Origin of the sequence: Pseudomonas sp. NPDC077649, from assembly GCF_044542855.1 — a bacterium.
In the GTDB taxonomy this organism is placed as follows: Bacteria; Pseudomonadota; Gammaproteobacteria; order Pseudomonadales; family Pseudomonadaceae; genus Aquipseudomonas.
This window is the reverse complement of sequence record NZ_JBITVF010000004.1, coordinates 247,211-262,990: the sequence shown is the minus strand read 5'-3', so window position 1 is coordinate 262,990 and position 15,780 is coordinate 247,211. Positions and strand designations below refer to the sequence as shown.

Genomic DNA, 15,780 nt, shown 5'->3' with positions numbered 1-15,780 from the left:
GATCCTGTGGATAAGTTCCGTTACAGATAGACAATATCAATTAAAACAATGACTTATCACCGTGGCGCCAATTCGTTGAGATGACGCGCCACGGCCAGCCAGGCGCCAATATAGCCCAAGAGCACGGCGCCGAGCAGCAGGGACAGACCATCGGACGGGGGCACCCCGCCGAGGGCGAAATCGCTGCCGTACAAGCCGGCCAACCGTACCACCGCATCGTTCAGCCAATCCAGGCCGAAAGCCAGCAGCAGCCAGGCGAATATGCCGGCGCCGATGCCGTACAGCGCGCCCATATAAAGGAAGGGCCGGCGCACGTAGCCGTCGGTGCCGCCGACCAGCTTGATCACCTCGATCTCGGCGCGGCGGTTCTCGATATGCAGGCGGATGGTGTTGCCGATCACCAACAGCAGGGCAAGGATCAGCAGCAGGCTGAGGCCGAAGACGAAACGGTCGCCGAGCTTGAGGATGGCCGTCAGGCGCTCGACCCAGACCAGGTCGAGCTGCGCCTGCTGCACCCGCGGCAACTCGGCCAGGCGCAGGCGCAGGGCCTCCAGCTTGGCCTTGTCGACCTCCACCGGGGTCACCAGGATCACTCCCGGCAGCGGGTTCTGCGGCAGCTCCTTGAGCGCCTCGCCCAGCCCGGACAGCTGCTGGAACTCCTCCAGCGCCTGCTCGCGGCTGATCCACTCGACCTCGGCGACGTCGTCCATCGCCGCGATCTGCTCGCGCAGGGCCTGACCCTCGCGCTCGCCGGCCTCCAGTTCGAGGAACAGGGAAATCTGCGCCGCGCGCTGCCAGGAGCCGCCGAGCTTCTCGACGTTGTCCAGCAGCAGCGCCAGGCCCATGGGCAGGCTCAGCGCCACGGCCATCACCAGGCAGGTGAAGAAGCTGCCGATGGGCTGCCGGGCCAGGCGGCGCAGGCTGTCGACCAGGCTGGCGCGGTGGCTTTCCAGCCAGGCATGCAGCAGGGTGCGAAAATCCGGGCCGTCTTCCGGCAGCTGGTCGCTGACCTTGTTGCGTGGCGCCGCGCCGACCCGTTCGGCCGGCTGCGGTGGCGGCATCTTCGACGCGCTCATCAGGCAGCCTCCCCGTCGCCGATCAGGCGACCGCGTTGCAGGGTGAGCATGCGGTGGCGCATGCGCGCGATCAGCGCCAGGTCGTGACTGGCGATCAATACGGTGGTGCCAAGCCGGTTGATGTCCTCGAACACCCCCATGATCTCCGCGGCCAGGCGCGGGTCGAGGTTGCCGGTGGGTTCGTCCGCCAGCAGCAGAGCCGGGCGGTGGACGATGGCGCGGGCGATGCCGACGCGCTGCTGCTGGCCGGTGGACAGATCCCCGGGCGCCTGCGCGGCCTTGTCGCTGAGGCTGACCCGCTCCAGCGCGGCGCCGACCCGTTTGGCGATCTCCGGCTTGGCCAGGCCGAGGATCTGCAGCGGCAGGGCGACGTTGTCGTACACGGTGCGGTCGAACAGCAGCTGGTGATTCTGGAACACCACGCCGATCTGCCGACGCAGGAAGGGAATCTGCGCATTGGTGATGGTGGAGAGGTCATGCCCGGCCAGCATCAGCTTGCCGCTGGTCGGCCGCTCCATCGCCAGCAGCAGGCGCAGCAAGGTGCTCTTGCCGGCGCCGGAGTGGCCGGTGACGAAGAGAAATTCGCCGGGGCGAACGCGAAAACTCAGCTCGTGCAGCCCGACATGGCCATTGGCATAACGCTTGGCGACCTGCTCGAATCGGATCATCCCTGCTCGCGCTCCTCGAAAAGTGCCTGGACGAAGGCCTGCGCCTGGAACGGCCGCAGGTCGTCGATGCCCTCGCCGACGCCGATATAGCGGATCGGCAGGCCGAACTGCTTGGCCAGGGCGAAGATCACCCCGCCCTTGGCGGTGCCGTCCAGCTTGGTCAGCGCCAGGCCGGTGAGGCTCACCGTCTGGTCGAACTGCTTGGCCTGGTTGATGGCGTTCTGCCCGGTGCCGGCGTCGAGCACCAGCAGCACTTCGTGCGGCGCCGTGTCGTCCAGCTTGCCGATCACCCGACGGACCTTCTTCAGTTCTTCCATCAGGTTGTCCTTGGTGTGCAGACGCCCGGCGGTGTCGGCGATCAGCACGTCGATGCCGCGCGACTTGGCCGCCTGCACCGCATCGAAGATCACCGAGGCCGAGTCGGCGCCGGTGTGCTGGGCGATCACCGCGATCTGGTTGCGCTCGCCCCACACCTGCAGCTGCTCCACCGCGGCAGCGCGGAAGGTGTCGCCGGCGGCGAGCATGACCTTCTTGCCTTCCAGTTGCAGCTTCTTGGCCAGCTTGCCGATGGTGGTGGTCTTGCCCACGCCGTTCACCCCGACCACGAGGATCACGTAGGGCTGCTTGCCGGCGTCGATCACCAGCGGCTGTTCGACCGGCTTGAGCAGGCCGACCAACTCCTCCTGCAGCGCCTTGTACAGCGCGCCGCTGTCGGCCAGCTCCTTGCGCGCCACGCGGCGGGTCAGGTTGCCGATGATCGCGGTGGTGGCCTCGACGCCGACGTCGGCGGTGAGCAGGCGGGTTTCCAGCTCGTCGAGCAACTCGTCGTCGATGGCCTTCTTGCCGAGGAACAGGCTGGCCATGCCCTCGCCGAGGCTGGCGCTGGTCTTGCTCAGGCCCTGCTTGAGGCGGGCGAAGAAGCTGGGTTTGTCCTGGGTGGCCGGCAGCGGCGCGGCGACCGCCGTCTCGCTGGGCGGAACGACGGGCGCGGCCACGGGCTCAGGGGCGACGGGCACCTCGGCAGCCGGTGGCACGGGGGCGTTGTCGCCGCCGAGCAGGCGCGAGAAGAAGCCGGGCTTGTCGTCGGCGCGCGGCGCAGGGGCTGCGCCGGCCGCCGCTTCGTCGATGGCGGCGGGCTGCGCAGGCAGGCTGGGCGCAATTTCGACAGGCACCGGTTCGGCCGGCGCTTGCAGCTGCGCTTCGGCGACCGGCAGCGGCGCGGGCTCGGCCGCCGGCTGGGCGGGGGCCTGCGGCTCGATGGCGAGCGACTCGATGCTCGGCGCCGGTACCGCGTCCGGCGCGCTCGAGGGCGCCTCGGCGGCGGGCGCGGCGGACTCGGCCGGCTTCTTGCGCAGCCAGCCGAACAAGGATTTCTTTTCTTCGGTCACAGGCGGGGTCTGCGCGCCGGCCGCGGCCGGCGACTTCTTGTCGTCATTGGAACCAAACATGGGTCGCTTGCATCTCAAGGGGGCGGTCGCTTACAGCCTGATACGCCCGGCTGCGCCGCCCCGGAAAAGGATGGGGTATCCTAGCACCTCTTCGCCCGCCGGCGGTACGACCGCCCAGGCCATCCGACAGGTCAGACTCTCGATGAATGCCATTGCCCGCCGCTCCCTCGGCCTGCTGTTCGGCGCCCTCTGCGTGCCCCTGACGGCGCTGGCCGCCGCCCCGCAACCGACCCATGAATTCAGCCTGGACAACGGCCTCAAGGTCATAGTCCGCGAGGATCACCGCGCCCCGGTGGTGGTCAGCCAGCTCTGGTACAAGGTCGGCTCCAGCTACGAGACCGCCGGCTCCACCGGCCTGTCCCACGCCCTCGAGCACATGATGTTCAAGGGCAGCCGCAAGCTTGGCCCCGGCGAAGCCTCGCGCATCCTGCGCGAACTGGGCGCCGAGGAGAACGCCTTCACCAGCGACGACTACACCGCCTACTACCAGGTGCTGGCGCGCGACCGCCTGGGCGTCGCCCTGGAGCTGGAGGCCGACCGCCTGGCCAGCCTGCAGCTGCCGGCCGCGGAGTTCGCCAAGGAGATCGAGGTGATCAAGGAGGAGCGCCGCCTGCGCACCGACGACCGTCCCTCCTCGCTGGCTTTTGAGCGCTTCAAGGCCATGGCCTATCCGGCCAGCGGCTACAGCATCCCCACCATCGGCTGGATGGCCGACCTCGAGCGCATGCAGATCGACGAGCTGCGCGCCTGGTATCGACAGTGGTACGCGCCGAACAACGCCACCCTGGTGGTGGTCGGCGACGTCAGCGCCGCCGAGGTGAAGATTCTCGCCGAACGCTATTTCGGCGCCATCGAGCGCCGCGCGGTGCCCAGCGCCAAGCTACCGCTGGAACTGCCGGCCGCCGGCGAGCGGCGCACCACCCTGCATCTGAAGACTCAGCTGCCGAGCCTGCTGATGGGTTTCAACGTGCCCGGCCTGGCCACCGCCGAGACGCCGCGCCAGGCCTACGCCCTGCGCCTGGCCGCGGCCCTGCTCGACGGCGGCTACAGCGCGCGGCTGTCCAGCCGCCTGGAGCGTGGCGAGGAACTGGTTTCCGGCGCCAGCGCCTGGTACAACGCCTTCGCCCGCGGCGACAGCCTGTTCGTGCTGAGCGCCACGCCCAACGTGCAGAAGCAGCGCAGCCTGGCCGAGGCCGAAGCCGGGCTGTGGCGCGAGCTGGAGGAGCTGAAGAACAGCCCGCCGTCCGCCGAAGAGCTGGCCCGCGTGCGCGCCCAGGTGATCGCCGGGCTGGTCTACGAGCGCGACTCCATCACCAGCCAGGCCACCAGCATCGGCCAGCTGGAGACCGTCGGCCTGTCCTGGCAGCTGATCGACCAGGAGCTGGCCGAGCTGGAAGCCGTCACCCCCGAGGACATCCAGCAGGCCGCCCGCACCTTCTTCGTCCGCGACCGCCTGAGCGTCGCCCATGTATTGCCCGAGGACGCTCGTCATGAGGAGTCTCGCCATGAAGACTGAGCACCTGCGCATCGCCCTGCTCGGCCTGGCCCTGAGCACCACCCTGGCCCTGAGCGGCTGCGACCGCCAACCCGATGAGGCCAAGGCGACCGCCAACAACACCGAGGCGCCGGCCAAGCTGGAATCGCTCGCCGAGCTGAACGGCCAGGCGCCGACCCGACGCAGCCTGGATATCCAGACCTGGCACACCGAACAGGGCGCCAAGGTGCTGTTCGTCGAAGCGCGCGAGCTGCCGATGTTCGACCTGCGCCTGACCTTCGCCGCCGGCAGCAGCCAAGACGACGGCGTGCCCGGCCTGGCCACCCTGACCAACGCCATGCTCAACGAGGGCGTGCCGGGCAAGGACGTCGGCGCCATCGCCGCCGGCTTCGAGGGCCTCGGCGCCGAGTTCGGCAACGGCGCCTACCGCGACATGGCGGTGGCCAGCCTGCGCAGCCTGAGCGCGAAAGAGCAGCGCGAACCGGCGCTGGCGCTGTTCGCCGAGGTGCTCGGCCAGCCGACCTTCCCCGAAGAGGCCCTGGCGCGGATCAAGAACCAGCTGCTGGCCGGCTTCGAGTTCCAGAAGCAGAACCCCGGCAAGCTGGCCAGCCTGGAGCTGTTCCAGCGCCTGTACGGCGACCACCCCTATGCCCACCCGAGCGACGGCAACGCCGAGTCCATCCCGGCGATCGAGCGCGAGCAGCTCGCCGCCTTCCACGCCCGCGCCTATGCCGCCGGCAACGCGGTGATCGCCCTGGTCGGCGACCTGTCGCGCGAGCAGGCCGAGGCCATCGCCGCGCAGGTCTCCGCCGCCCTGCCGCAGGGCCCGGCGCTGCCGCGCATCGCCCAGCCGCAGCCGCCGGCGCCCGGCCCCAGCCATATCGAGTTCCCCTCCAACCAGACCCACCTGATGATCGCCCAGCTCGGCATCGACCGCCGCGATCCGGACTACGCCGCGCTCTACCTGGGCAACCAGATCTTCGGCGGCGGCGGCTTCGGCACCCGCCTGATGAGCGAGGTGCGCGAGAAGCGCGGGCTGACCTACGGCGTCTACTCCGGCTTCAGCGCCATGCAGGCGCGCGGCCCGTTCATGATCAACCTGCAGACCCGCGCCGAGCTGAGCGAGGGCACCCTCAAGCTGGTCAAGCAGCTGCTCGCCGACTACCTGCAGAGCGGCCCGACCCAGGAAGAGCTGGACAACGCCAAGCGCGAGCTGGCCGGCAGCTTCCCGCTGTCGACCGCGAGCAACGCCGATATCGTCGGCCAGCTGGCCAGCATGGGCTTCTACGACCTGCCGCTGAGCTACCTGGACGACTTTATGCGCGACGTCCAGGCGCTGAGCGTCGAACAGGTGAAAGCGGCAATGGCCAAGCACCTCGACCCCGAGTCGCTGCTGGTGGTGACGGCCGGCCCGACCGTGGCCCAGCAGGAACTGCCGCCGCCCAGCGACAAGCCGGCCGAGCTACCCAGCGCGGTGCCGCACTGATGCGCGGCCGCACTCCGCCCAAGCCGGCCGCCAAGCCCCACGGCGGCCAGGGCCAGCTGCGCATCATCGGCGGCCAGTGGCGCTCGCGGCGCTTCGCCTTCCCCGACGGCCCGGGCCTGCGCCCGACGCCGGATCGGGTGCGCGAAACCCTGTTCAACTGGCTGGCGCCCTATGTCGAAGGCGCCCATGTGCTCGATCCCTTCGCCGGCAGCGGCGCACTGCTGCTCGAGGCGCTGTCGCGCGGCGCCGCCAGCGGCCTGGCCTGCGACCTCAACCCGGCCTCGGTGGCGGCGTTGCGCGGCCATCTGGCGACGCTGCAGTGCAGGGATGGCGAGATCCAGCAGGGCGACGCCCTGCAACTGCTGACGCGGCCGGCGCCGCGGCGTTTCGATATCGTCCTGCTCGACCCGCCGTTCCACCAGGATCTGCTGCAGAATGCCTGCAACCTGCTGGAAACCCAGGGCTGGCTGGCCGACGACGCCTGGATCTACACCGAAAGCGAAACGGCGCCCTCGACCCTCGGCCTGCCCGGCAACTGGCGCCTGCACCGCGAGAAGCACACCGGCCAGGTGCATTACGCGCTGTGGCAGCGCAGCACTGCACCCGCGTAGGGTAGACATCGATGTGGTGGACAAGCCATTGGCATGCCTACCCTACAAAGCTGGAACCTGCGTAGCCTGGATGCAGCCCTTGGTTGGCCCGCCGAGGCTTCTGTTTTACCGACAAAGCCTCTAGCCTGAAGCCCTGCTCACCTTTCGTCCTCGCCATGACCAACAGCTTTCAACCCGCCTGGTGGCTCCCCGGCCCGCATCTGCAGACGCTGTGGAACCCGCTGTGCCGCAAGCCGCCACACCTGGAGCGCAGGCGCGAGCGGCTGTGGCTGGACGACGGCGATTTTCTCGATCTCGACTGGCACGGCCCGCACGAGGCCCGCACGCCGTTGGTGCTGGTGCTGCACGGGCTGACCGGCAGTTCCAGTTCGCTCTACGTGCTCGGCCTGCAGCAGGCGCTGGCCGCGCGCGGCTGGGCCAGCGTGGCACTGAACTGGCGCGGCTGCTCCGGCGAGCCCAACCTGCTGCCGCGCGGCTACCATTCCGGCGCCAGCGAGGACCTGGCCGCTGCCGTGGCCCATCTGCGCGCGCAGCGGCCGATGGCGCCGCTCTATGCGGTGGGCTATTCGCTGGGCGGCAACGTGCTGCTCAAGTACCTCGGCGAGAGCGGCGCGCAAAGCCAGGTGCTGGGCGCGGTGGCGGTGTCGGTGCCGTTTCGCCTGGATCAGTGCGCCGACCGCATCGGCCTGGGCTTCTCGCGGGTCTACCAGGCGCACTTCATGCGCGAGATGGTCGCCTACGTCAGCAACAAGCAGCGCCTGTTCGCCGCCCAGGGCCAGGGCGAACGCCTGTCGGTGCTGGAACGCCTCGGGCCGCTGCACGGCATGCGCACCTTCTGGGACTTCGACGGGCGCGTCACCGCCCCGCTGCACGGCTATGCCGACGCCCAGGACTACTACCGGCGCGCCTCCAGCCGTTTCTACCTCGGCGCGATCCGCACGCGGACGCTGATCATCCAGGCCGAGGACGATCCCTTCATCTTCCGCCACAGCCTGCCGGAGGCCGGCGAACTGGCGCCCGGCACCGAGTTCGAACTGCACGCCCGCGGCGGCCATGTCGGCTTCGTCGACGGCAGCCCGCGCCGGCCCGGGTATTACCTGGAACGGCGGATTCCCGAGTGGTTGGCAGCACTGGGCGCCTGACCTGCCGTAGCCCGGATGCAGTCCGGGCTAAGGGGGGCGTCACGGCGCCAGCCGATCACCCCAACACCTGCTCCAGCGGCACATGCAGGCGGCCGTACAGGGCTTCGACCGCCTCGCGCGCGGCGGGAGCGATATAGCCGCCCTCCAGCGCCAGCACCTGGTAGATACCGCGGCGCAGCATGTCCTGGCTGAGGTTGTCCGGGCTGGCGCCGGCGGTGCAGAGAAAGCGCACCCAGGAGGTCATGATGATCCAGCTGTTGAGCGTCAGCGCCTCGATCTGCGCCGGGCTCATCAGCAGGATGCCGGCCTCGACGAAACCCTGGTAGATCGCCTGGGCGCCCACCAGGCAGCGGCGGGCGAAGGCGCGGTAGCGCGCGGCCAGCTCGACGTCGGCCTCCAGCAGGTGTTCGAGGTCGCGGTGCAGGAAGCGGTAGTGCCACATCGCCGCCAGCAGCGCCTCCAGGTAGAAGGTCTTGTCTTCCACCGTCAGCGCGCGCCCCTCGGGCCGGCGCAGAAAACCGTCGACCTGCGCCTCGTACTGGGCGAACAGCTCGGCGATGATCGCCTGCTTGTTGCGGAAGTGGTAGTACAGGTTGCCCGGCGAAATCCCCAGGTGCGCGGCGATATGGTTGGTGGTGACGCTGCGTTCGCCCTGGCTGTTGAACAGCTCCAGGCTGGCTTGAACGATGCGCTCGCGGGTCTTGGGTGGCGCCATGGCGCGGCTCGGTCTCGTGGTGGGAAAGCGGCAAAGGTACAGGCAGAAACGCCCTGGGTGTTACCCCCAGCCCTCGATCGGCGCACCGCTGACCTTTGGTTAGGCTGCGGCAACGCGCTTGGCGCGGCATGCTATTTGACACATTAGAGCAATTGCTCTAAAAATCCAGCACGCCCACGCGCCCCGTCGCGCATCGCCCAGCTGGACCGTCGAGGAGAAACCCCATGGTCGCCGACATCGCCTACCTGCAGCACAGCCAACAGCAGATCAACCAGCTGGAACGCACCTTCGCCCTGCAACGCGCCGCCTTCGCCGCCAACCCCATGCCATCGGCCGAGCAACGCATGCAGTGGCTGAAATCCCTGCGCGAGCTGCTGACCCAGCAGCAGGACGCACTGGTGGCGGCGATCTCCGAAGACTTCAGCAACCGTTCGGCCGACGAAACCCTGCTCGCCGAGCTGATGCCCAGCCTGCATGGCATCCACTACGCGAGCAAACGCATCAAGCAGTGGATGAAGCCGTCGCGGCGCAGCGTCGGCCTGCAGTTCATGCCCGCCGCGGCCAAGGTCGTCTACCAGCCGCTGGGCGTGGTCGGCGTCATAGTGCCGTGGAACTACCCGCTGTTTCTCGCCATCGGCCCGCTGGTTGGCGCGCTGGCGGCCGGCAACCGGGTGATGATCAAGATGAGCGAATCCACCCCGGCCACCTCGCAGCTGGTCAAGGACCTGCTGGCGCGCATCTTCCCCGAGGATCTGGTCAGCGTCACCCTGGGCGAGGCGGAAGTCGGCATGGCCTTCTCCAAGCTGCCGTTCGACCACCTGCTGTTCACCGGCGCCACCAGCATCGGCCGGCACGTGATGCGCGCCGCCGCGGAGAACCTCACCCCGGTGACCCTGGAGCTGGGCGGCAAGTCGCCGGCCATCGTTTCGGCCGACGTGCCGCTGGAGCACGCCGCCGAGCGCATCGCCTTCGGCAAGACCCTGAACGCCGGGCAGACCTGCGTGGCACCGGACTATGTGCTGGTGCCCAAAGACCGGGTGGAGGGCTTTGTCGCCGCCTACCGCGAGGTGGTGCTGCGTTTCTACCCGGCGCTCAAGGACAACCCCGACTACACCGCGATCATCAACGAGCGCCAGCTGGCGCGTCTGACCGGCTACCTGCAGGACGCCGAGGCCAAGGGCGCGCGCATCGTCGCGCTGTACCCCGAGGCCCAGGGCCGGCGCCTGCCGCAGAGCCTGGTGCTGGACGTCAACGACGAGATGAAGTTGATGCAGGACGAGATCTTCGGCCCGCTGCTGCCGGTGGTGCCCTACGACCGCCTGGAAGACGCCTTCGCCTACGTCAACGCACGGCCACGGCCGCTGGCGCTGTACTACTTCGGCTACGACAGGCGCGAGCAGCAGCGCGTGCTGCACGAGACCCACTCAGGCGGCGTGTGCCTGAACGACACCCTGCTGCACGTGGCCCAGGACGACATGCCGTTCGGCGGCATCGGCCCCTCCGGCATGGGCCATTACCACGGCCACGAGGGTTTCCTGACCTTCAGCAAGGCCAAGGGCGTATTTATCAAGCAGCGCTTCAATGCCGCGCGGCTGATCTACCCGCCCTACGGCAAGGCGATCCAGAAGCTGGTCTACAAGCTGTTCCTACGCTGATCCACGCGGGCAACGCCCGTTCCAAGCCTGGTGACAACAACAATGAACGACACCACCCTCCACGCGCCGCAACTGTCGCGGCGCAGCCTGCTCAAGGTCGGCCTGCTGGGCACGGCGCTGCTCGGCACCGCCGGGCTGACCGCCAGCCTGAGCGGCTGCTCGGCCAGCACGCCGGCCAGCGGCTACCTGATCCTGCGCAGCAGCGATATGCCCTTTCTGCGCGCGCTGATCCCGGTGATGCTCGATGGCGCCGTCAATGCCGGCCAGATGCCGCAGGCCATCGACGGCACGCTCAAGAGCCTCGACAACAGCCTGGCGCACCTGTCGCCGGAAATGCTCAAACTCACGGTGCAGCTGTTCGACGTGCTGGCCCTGCCCGTCACCCGCGGCCCGCTGACCGGGGTCTGGGGCAGCTGGGACAACGCCAGTGGCGATGACGTGCGGCAGTTCCTCATCCGCTGGCAGAACAGCAGCCTGAGCCTGCTGCGCATGGGCCACGCCTCGCTGCTGCAACTGGTGATGATGGCCTGGTACAGCCGGCCGGAGTCCTGGGCCCATTGCGGCTATCCGGGGCCGCCTAAGGTCTAACGACCTGTCGCGGATGTCGTAGGGTGCGCCGCGCGCACCATGAAAGCGACGCGGGTACCTCGGTGCGCACAGCCTAGGCGGCCTCGCGACACGCTACGGCCTGTGTGAATTACAAGAAGAGAGCCTGAAATGCCTGTACCCGATTTGTTCAAGCAAGGCCTGGCCAAGGGCTGGAAGACATACGACGGCTCGCGTCTGGAAAACGACCTGAGCCTGGAAGCCGACGTCGCCATCGTCGGCAGCGGCGCCGGCGGCGGCACCACCGCGGAGATCCTCAGCGCCGCCGGCTACAAGGTGCTGCTGATCGAGGAAGGCCCGCTGAAGACCAGCGACGACTTCAGGATGCAGGAGGCCGAAGCCTACCCGTCGCTGTACCAGGAAGGCATCGGCCGCATGAGCAAGGACGGCGCCATCACCATCCTCCAGGGCCGCGCCGTCGGTGGCACCACCCTGGTCAACTGGACCAGCAGCTTCCGCACCCCGCCGCAGACCCTGGCCCACTGGGCCGAGGTGCACGGCGTGCAGGGCCACGACGCCGAGGCCATGGCGCCCTGGTTCGAGCAGATGGAACGGCGCCTGGGCGTCGCCCCCTGGGCGGTACCGCCGAACGCCAACAACGAGGTGATCCGCGCCGGCTGCGACAAGCTCGGCTACCACTGGGCGGCGATCCCGCGCAACGTGCGCGGCTGCTGGAACCTCGGCTACTGCGGCATGGGCTGCCCGACCAACGCCAAGCAGTCGATGCTGGTCACCACCATCCCCGCCACCCTCGACGCCGGTGGCGAGCTGCTCTACCTGGCGCGCGCCGACAAGCTGCTGATCGAAGGCGACCAGGTGGTCGGCCTCGACTGCCTGGGCATGGACCCGCGCTGCGTGGCGCCCAACGGCAAGCGCATCCGGGTCAGGGCGCGGCACTACGTGCTGGCCGGCGGCGGCATCAACACACCGGGCATCCTGCTGCGCTCGGCGGCGCCCGACCCGCACCAGCGGGTCGGCCGACGCACCTACCTGCACCTGGTCAATTTCTCCGCCGCGCAGTTCGAGCAGGTCATCAACCCCTTCTACGGCGCGCCGCAGTCGCTCTACTCCGACCACTTCCAGTGGGACGACGGCACCGCCGGACGCCTCTCCTACAAGCTAGAGGTGCCGCCGCTGCAGCCGGCACTGACCGCCACATTGCTCGGCGACTTCGGCCGCGAGAACGCCCTGCGCATGGAGCAGTTGCCGCACACCAACGTGATGCTCGCCCTGCTGCGCGACGGCTTCCACGAAGACAGCGCCGAGGGCCGGGTCGAGCTGCGCGGCGACGGCAGCCCGGTGCTCGACTACCGGATGACCGACTACAGCTGGGACGGCGTGCGCCGCGCCTTCCTGAGCATGGCCGAAATCCAGTTCGCCGCCGGCGCCCGCGCGGTGATGCCGATGCACGCCGACGCCAGTTACGTGAAGACGTGGAAGCAAGCCAAGGACCTGATCGAGCACCTCGACCTGGCGCTGTACCGCACCCGCCTGGGCAGCGCCCACGTGATGGGCGGCTGCGCCATGGGCGAAGACCCGCGGCAGGCGGTGGTCGACAGCCTGGGCCGGCATCACCAGCTGGCCAACCTGTCGATTCACGACGGCTCGCTGTTCCCCACCAGCATCGGCGCCAACCCGCAGCTGTCGATCTACGGCCTCACCGCCAAGCTCGCCACCCTGCTGGGCGAACGCCTGAAGACCTGAGATGAGCAAGCTGATCGGCTTTCTGCTGCTGGTGGCGGGGGTCATCCACCTGCTGCCGCTGGTCGGCGTTCTGGGTGGCGAACGCCTCAATGCGCTGTACGGCATCGCCCTGGACGAGCCCAACCTGCAGATCCTCATGCGCCACCGCGCCGTGCTGTTCGGCCTGCTCGGCGCCCTGCTGGTCGCCGCGGCGTTCGTCCCGGCGTTACGCGGCGCGGCCCTGATCGGCGGGCTGGTCAGCGTGCTCGCCTTCCTCCTGCTGGCATGGAGCGCTCCCGTCTACAATGAGGCTTTGCGCCGAGTGGTGATCGCCGACTGGATCGCCCTGGCCTGCCTGGTGCCCGCACTCGTCCTGCACCTGCGCAGCAGCTGAGCTGTCGTCACGCTTGGCCCTGAGGGAAGCGCTGCGCTACCATCCGACTCCTTTTCGACCCGCCAGGACGTCCCGATGAATCGAGTGTTATACCCCGGCACCTTCGACCCCATCACCAAGGGCCATGGCGATCTGGTCGAACGCGCCTCTCGGCTGTTCGATCACGTCATCATCGCCGTCGCCGCCAGCCCGAAGAAGAACCCGCTGTTCCCCCTGGAACAACGGGTGGAGCTGGCCCGCGAGGTCACCAAGCACCTGCCCAACGTCGAAGTGGTGGGGTTCTCCACCCTGCTCGCGCACTTCGCCAAGGAACAGGGCGCCAACGTGTTCCTGCGCGGCCTGCGCGCGGTGTCGGACTTCGAGTACGAATTCCAGCTGGCCAATATGAACCGCCAGCTGGCGCCGGACGTGGAAAGCCTGTTCCTCACCCCGTCGGAGAAATACTCCTTTATCTCCTCGACCCTGGTGCGCGAGATCGCGGCCCTCGGCGGCGACATCTCCAAGTTCGTCCATCCGGCCGTGGCCGCTGCGCTGAACGAGCGCTTTCGCCAGCGCTGACCAGCCCCTGTGGGAGCGGCTTCAGCCGCGAATGACTCGGCCGCTCGCGGCTGAAGCCGCTCCCACAAAGGCCGCGCCCACCGACTCCGCCTCTCGCTCAGCACATGGCGCGCCACCGCCCAATCCGGCACAATTCGCCTACCGTTGTCCGATAGTGTCGCGGCGTCCCGCCTCGACAGGAGTTGTTCCATGTCCCTGATCATCACCGACGACTGCATCAACTGCGACGTCTGCGAACCCGAGTGCCCCAACGGCGCGATTTCCCAGGGCGAGGAGATCTACGTGATCGACCCCAACCTGTGCACCGAATGCGTCGGCCACTACGACGAGCCGCAGTGCCAGCAGGTGTGCCCGGTGGACTGCATCCCGCTCGACGAGAACAACGTCGAGAGCAAGGACGAGCTGATGCAGAAGTACCGGATCATCACCGGCAAGGCCTGACCGCCCCCGGGGCGAACCGCCGCACGAGCGGTTCGCCGCCTGCCACACCCGCACGACAAACCAAGGCTGCTAAGCTTCGCCCTTTCCCCAGCCGCCTTCGGTAGATCGCATGTTGCGCCACCTCCTGCTCTCGACCCTGCTGCTCGCCGCCAGCCTGCTGGCCCAGGCCGCGCCGCAGCAGGCCGCCATCGCCACCGCCCACCCCGCCGCCACGGCCGCCGCGCAGCAGATGCTGGACGCCGGCGGCAACGCCTTCGACGCCGCGGTGGCGGCCAGCGCCGCCCTGGCGGTGGTCGAGCCCTATGGCTCGGGCCTCGGCGGCGGCGGCTTCTTTCTCCTGCGCACGGCCGGCGACAGGCCGAGCTACGACTTTCTCGACGCCCGCGAGCGCGCGCCGCTGCAGGCCAAGGCCGATATGTACCAGCGCCAAGGCAAGGCGCAGCGCGAGCTGTCGCTCAACGGCGCCCTGGCCGCCGCCATCCCGGGGCTGCCGGCGGCGCTGGTGGAGCTGGCCGAACGCCACGGCCGCCTGCCGCTGAAAACCAGCCTGGCCCCGGCCATTGCCCTGGCCAACGAGGGCTTCGCCGTCGACCGCGTCTACCGCGAGCGCGCCGCCTGGCGCCTGGCGGCGCTGCGCGACGATAGCGAAAGCGCGCGGCTGTTCCTCGACCGCGGCGAAGTGCCGGCCGAGGGCTATCGGCTGCGCCAACCGGAGCTGGCCGCCACCCTGCAGACGATCGCCGCCCAGGGCCATGCCGGGTTCTACGCCGGCCACCTGGCCGAGCGCCTGGTCGCCGGCGTGCGCAAGGCCGGCGGCATCTGGAGCCTGGACGACCTGAGGGAGTACCGCAGCGTGCGCCGCGCGCCGCTGCGTTTCCCCCTGGCGGACGGTCGCGAGCTGATCAGCGCGCCGCCGCCCTCGGCCGGCGGCGTGGCCCTGGCGCAGAGCCTGGCGATTCTCGGCCAGCTGCCCTGGCGCGAGGCCGAGCCGCTGCAGCGCGTGCACTATGTGGTCGAGGCGCTGCGCCGCGCCTACCGCGACCGCGGCCTGCTCGGCGACCCGGATTTCGTCGCCAACCCGCTCGAACGACTGCTGTCGCCCGGTCACCTGGCGGTGCTGGCCGGCAGCATCGACCCCGAACGCGCCACCCCCAGCGCCAGCCTGCCGCCGGCCGGCACCTGGCACGAAGGCGACCACACCACCCACTTCGCCGTGCTCGACGCCGAGGGCAATGCGGTGGCCGCCACCCTGTCGATCAACCTGCCGTTCGGCGCCGCCTTCACCGTGCCCGGCACCGGCGTGCTGCTCAACGACGAGATGGACGACTTCGCCGCCGATATCCAGGGCGCCAACGCCTACGGCCTGGCCGGCAGCCAGGCCAACGCCATCGCCGCCGGCAAGCGGCCGCTGTCGTCCATGAGCCCGAGCTTTATCGAGAGCGACGCGGCCTTCGCCGCCTTCGGCACCCCAGGCGGCAGCCGCATCCCCAGCATGGTGCTGCTGGCCATGCTCGAATACCTGGACGGCCAGCCCATCGCGCGCTGGCCGGCGGTGGCGCGCTACCACCACCAGTTCCTGCCGGATGTGATCGAGCACGAACCGGATACCTTCAGCACCGCGCAGATCGCCGAGCTGCAGGCCCGCGGCCACCAGCTCAAGGCACTGGAGCGGCAGTACGGCAACCAGCAGGTGCTGCTGTGGGACAAGGTCAGCGGCGAGGTGCAGGCGGCCAGCGACCCGCGCGGTATCGGCGAGGCCATGCCCTAGGGGGGCGCCGTGCGCACCGCAAGGCCCCATTCGC

General features: G+C 69.2%; 15 protein-coding genes. 11 read left to right on the top strand and 4 right to left on the bottom strand.

Annotated elements, in window-relative coordinates; genetic code table 11:
* Window positions 1-56 precede the first annotated feature (56 nt).
* From ftsX to ftsY, 3 genes are read right to left on the bottom strand one after another with little or no spacing between them, the layout of a single operon-like run.
* Window positions 57-1,076: a permease-like cell division protein FtsX gene (ftsX, locus tag ACIGFL_RS14860; RefSeq protein ID WP_397497702.1), complete on the bottom strand. Its 1,020-nt coding sequence runs from the start codon at window positions 1,074-1,076 to the stop codon at window positions 57-59.
* Window positions 1,076-1,744, bottom strand: coding sequence for a cell division ATP-binding protein FtsE (gene ftsE / locus ACIGFL_RS14855; protein WP_021444353.1), 669 nt, complete (start codon window positions 1,742-1,744; stop codon window positions 1,076-1,078). Before ftsE ends, ftsX begins: the two co-directional genes overlap by 1 nt.
* The gene (gene ftsY, locus ACIGFL_RS14850) at window positions 1,741-3,192 is read right to left on the bottom strand and encodes a signal recognition particle-docking protein FtsY (protein WP_397497701.1); all 1,452 of its coding nucleotides are present in this window, start codon (window positions 3,190-3,192) and stop codon (window positions 1,741-1,743) included. Before ftsY ends, ftsE begins: the two co-directional genes overlap by 4 nt.
* Window positions 3,193-3,334: 142 nt before the next feature.
* Between ftsY and ACIGFL_RS14845 the strand changes: the two genes are divergently transcribed.
* From ACIGFL_RS14845 to ACIGFL_RS14830, 4 genes are all read left to right on the top strand, one after another.
* Window positions 3,335-4,708: a M16 family metallopeptidase gene (locus ACIGFL_RS14845; protein ID WP_397497700.1), complete on the top strand. Its 1,374-nt coding sequence runs from the start codon at window positions 3,335-3,337 to the stop codon at window positions 4,706-4,708.
* A complete protein-coding gene (locus ACIGFL_RS14840; RefSeq protein ID WP_397497699.1) occupies window positions 4,698-6,173 on the top strand; it encodes a M16 family metallopeptidase in 1,476 nt (491 codons plus the stop codon). Before ACIGFL_RS14845 ends, ACIGFL_RS14840 begins: the two co-directional genes overlap by 11 nt.
* Complete coding sequence (gene rsmD / locus ACIGFL_RS14835; protein WP_397497698.1) at window positions 6,173-6,784, top strand: 16S rRNA (guanine(966)-N(2))-methyltransferase RsmD; 612 nt, start codon at window positions 6,173-6,175, stop codon at window positions 6,782-6,784. Before ACIGFL_RS14840 ends, rsmD begins: the two co-directional genes overlap by 1 nt.
* 155 nt (window positions 6,785-6,939) lie before the next feature.
* Window positions 6,940-7,926: a hydrolase gene (locus ACIGFL_RS14830; protein WP_122109645.1), complete on the top strand. Its 987-nt coding sequence runs from the start codon at window positions 6,940-6,942 to the stop codon at window positions 7,924-7,926.
* A 55-nt stretch (window positions 7,927-7,981) separates the two neighbouring features.
* On the opposite strand, the gene ACIGFL_RS14825 is transcribed toward ACIGFL_RS14830, so the two are convergent.
* Window positions 7,982-8,641 (bottom strand): TetR/AcrR family transcriptional regulator, encoded by a 660-nt coding sequence (locus ACIGFL_RS14825; protein WP_021443410.1) that lies wholly within the window; start codon window positions 8,639-8,641, stop codon window positions 7,982-7,984.
* Between the two features lie 224 nt (window positions 8,642-8,865).
* On the opposite strand from ACIGFL_RS14825, the gene ACIGFL_RS14820 reads away from it, so the two are divergent.
* The 7 genes from ACIGFL_RS14820 to ggt all read left to right on the top strand — a co-directional run bounded on the left by ACIGFL_RS14820 (window position 8,866) and on the right by ggt (window position 15,746).
* Entirely contained in the window at window positions 8,866-10,296 is a 1,431-nt protein-coding gene (locus ACIGFL_RS14820) for a coniferyl aldehyde dehydrogenase (protein ID WP_397497697.1), read from the top strand.
* A gap of 42 nt (window positions 10,297-10,338) precedes the next feature.
* Entirely contained in the window at window positions 10,339-10,884 is a 546-nt protein-coding gene (locus tag ACIGFL_RS14815) for a twin-arginine translocation pathway signal protein (RefSeq protein ID WP_397497696.1), read from the top strand.
* A gap of 129 nt (window positions 10,885-11,013) precedes the next feature.
* Entirely contained in the window at window positions 11,014-12,606 is a 1,593-nt protein-coding gene (locus ACIGFL_RS14810; protein WP_021443413.1) for a GMC family oxidoreductase, read from the top strand.
* A gap of 1 nt (window position 12,607) precedes the next feature.
* Window positions 12,608-12,979: a phosphopantetheine adenylyltransferase gene (locus tag ACIGFL_RS14805; RefSeq protein WP_122109650.1), complete on the top strand. Its 372-nt coding sequence runs from the start codon at window positions 12,608-12,610 to the stop codon at window positions 12,977-12,979.
* Window positions 12,980-13,054: 75 nt separating this feature from the next.
* On the top strand, window positions 13,055-13,537 hold the full coding sequence (coaD, locus tag ACIGFL_RS14800) for a pantetheine-phosphate adenylyltransferase (protein WP_122109651.1): 483 nt from the start codon (window positions 13,055-13,057) through the stop codon (window positions 13,535-13,537).
* 189 nt (window positions 13,538-13,726) lie between these two features.
* Window positions 13,727-13,978 carry a YfhL family 4Fe-4S dicluster ferredoxin gene (locus ACIGFL_RS14795; RefSeq protein WP_004373873.1) on the top strand — a complete coding sequence of 84 codons (252 nt, stop codon included), beginning with the start codon at window positions 13,727-13,729 and terminating at the stop codon, window positions 13,976-13,978.
* A 109-nt stretch (window positions 13,979-14,087) separates the two neighbouring features.
* Complete coding sequence (gene ggt, locus ACIGFL_RS14790; protein WP_397497695.1) at window positions 14,088-15,746, top strand: gamma-glutamyltransferase; 1,659 nt, start codon at window positions 14,088-14,090, stop codon at window positions 15,744-15,746.
* Window positions 15,747-15,780: the final 34 nt, after the last annotated feature.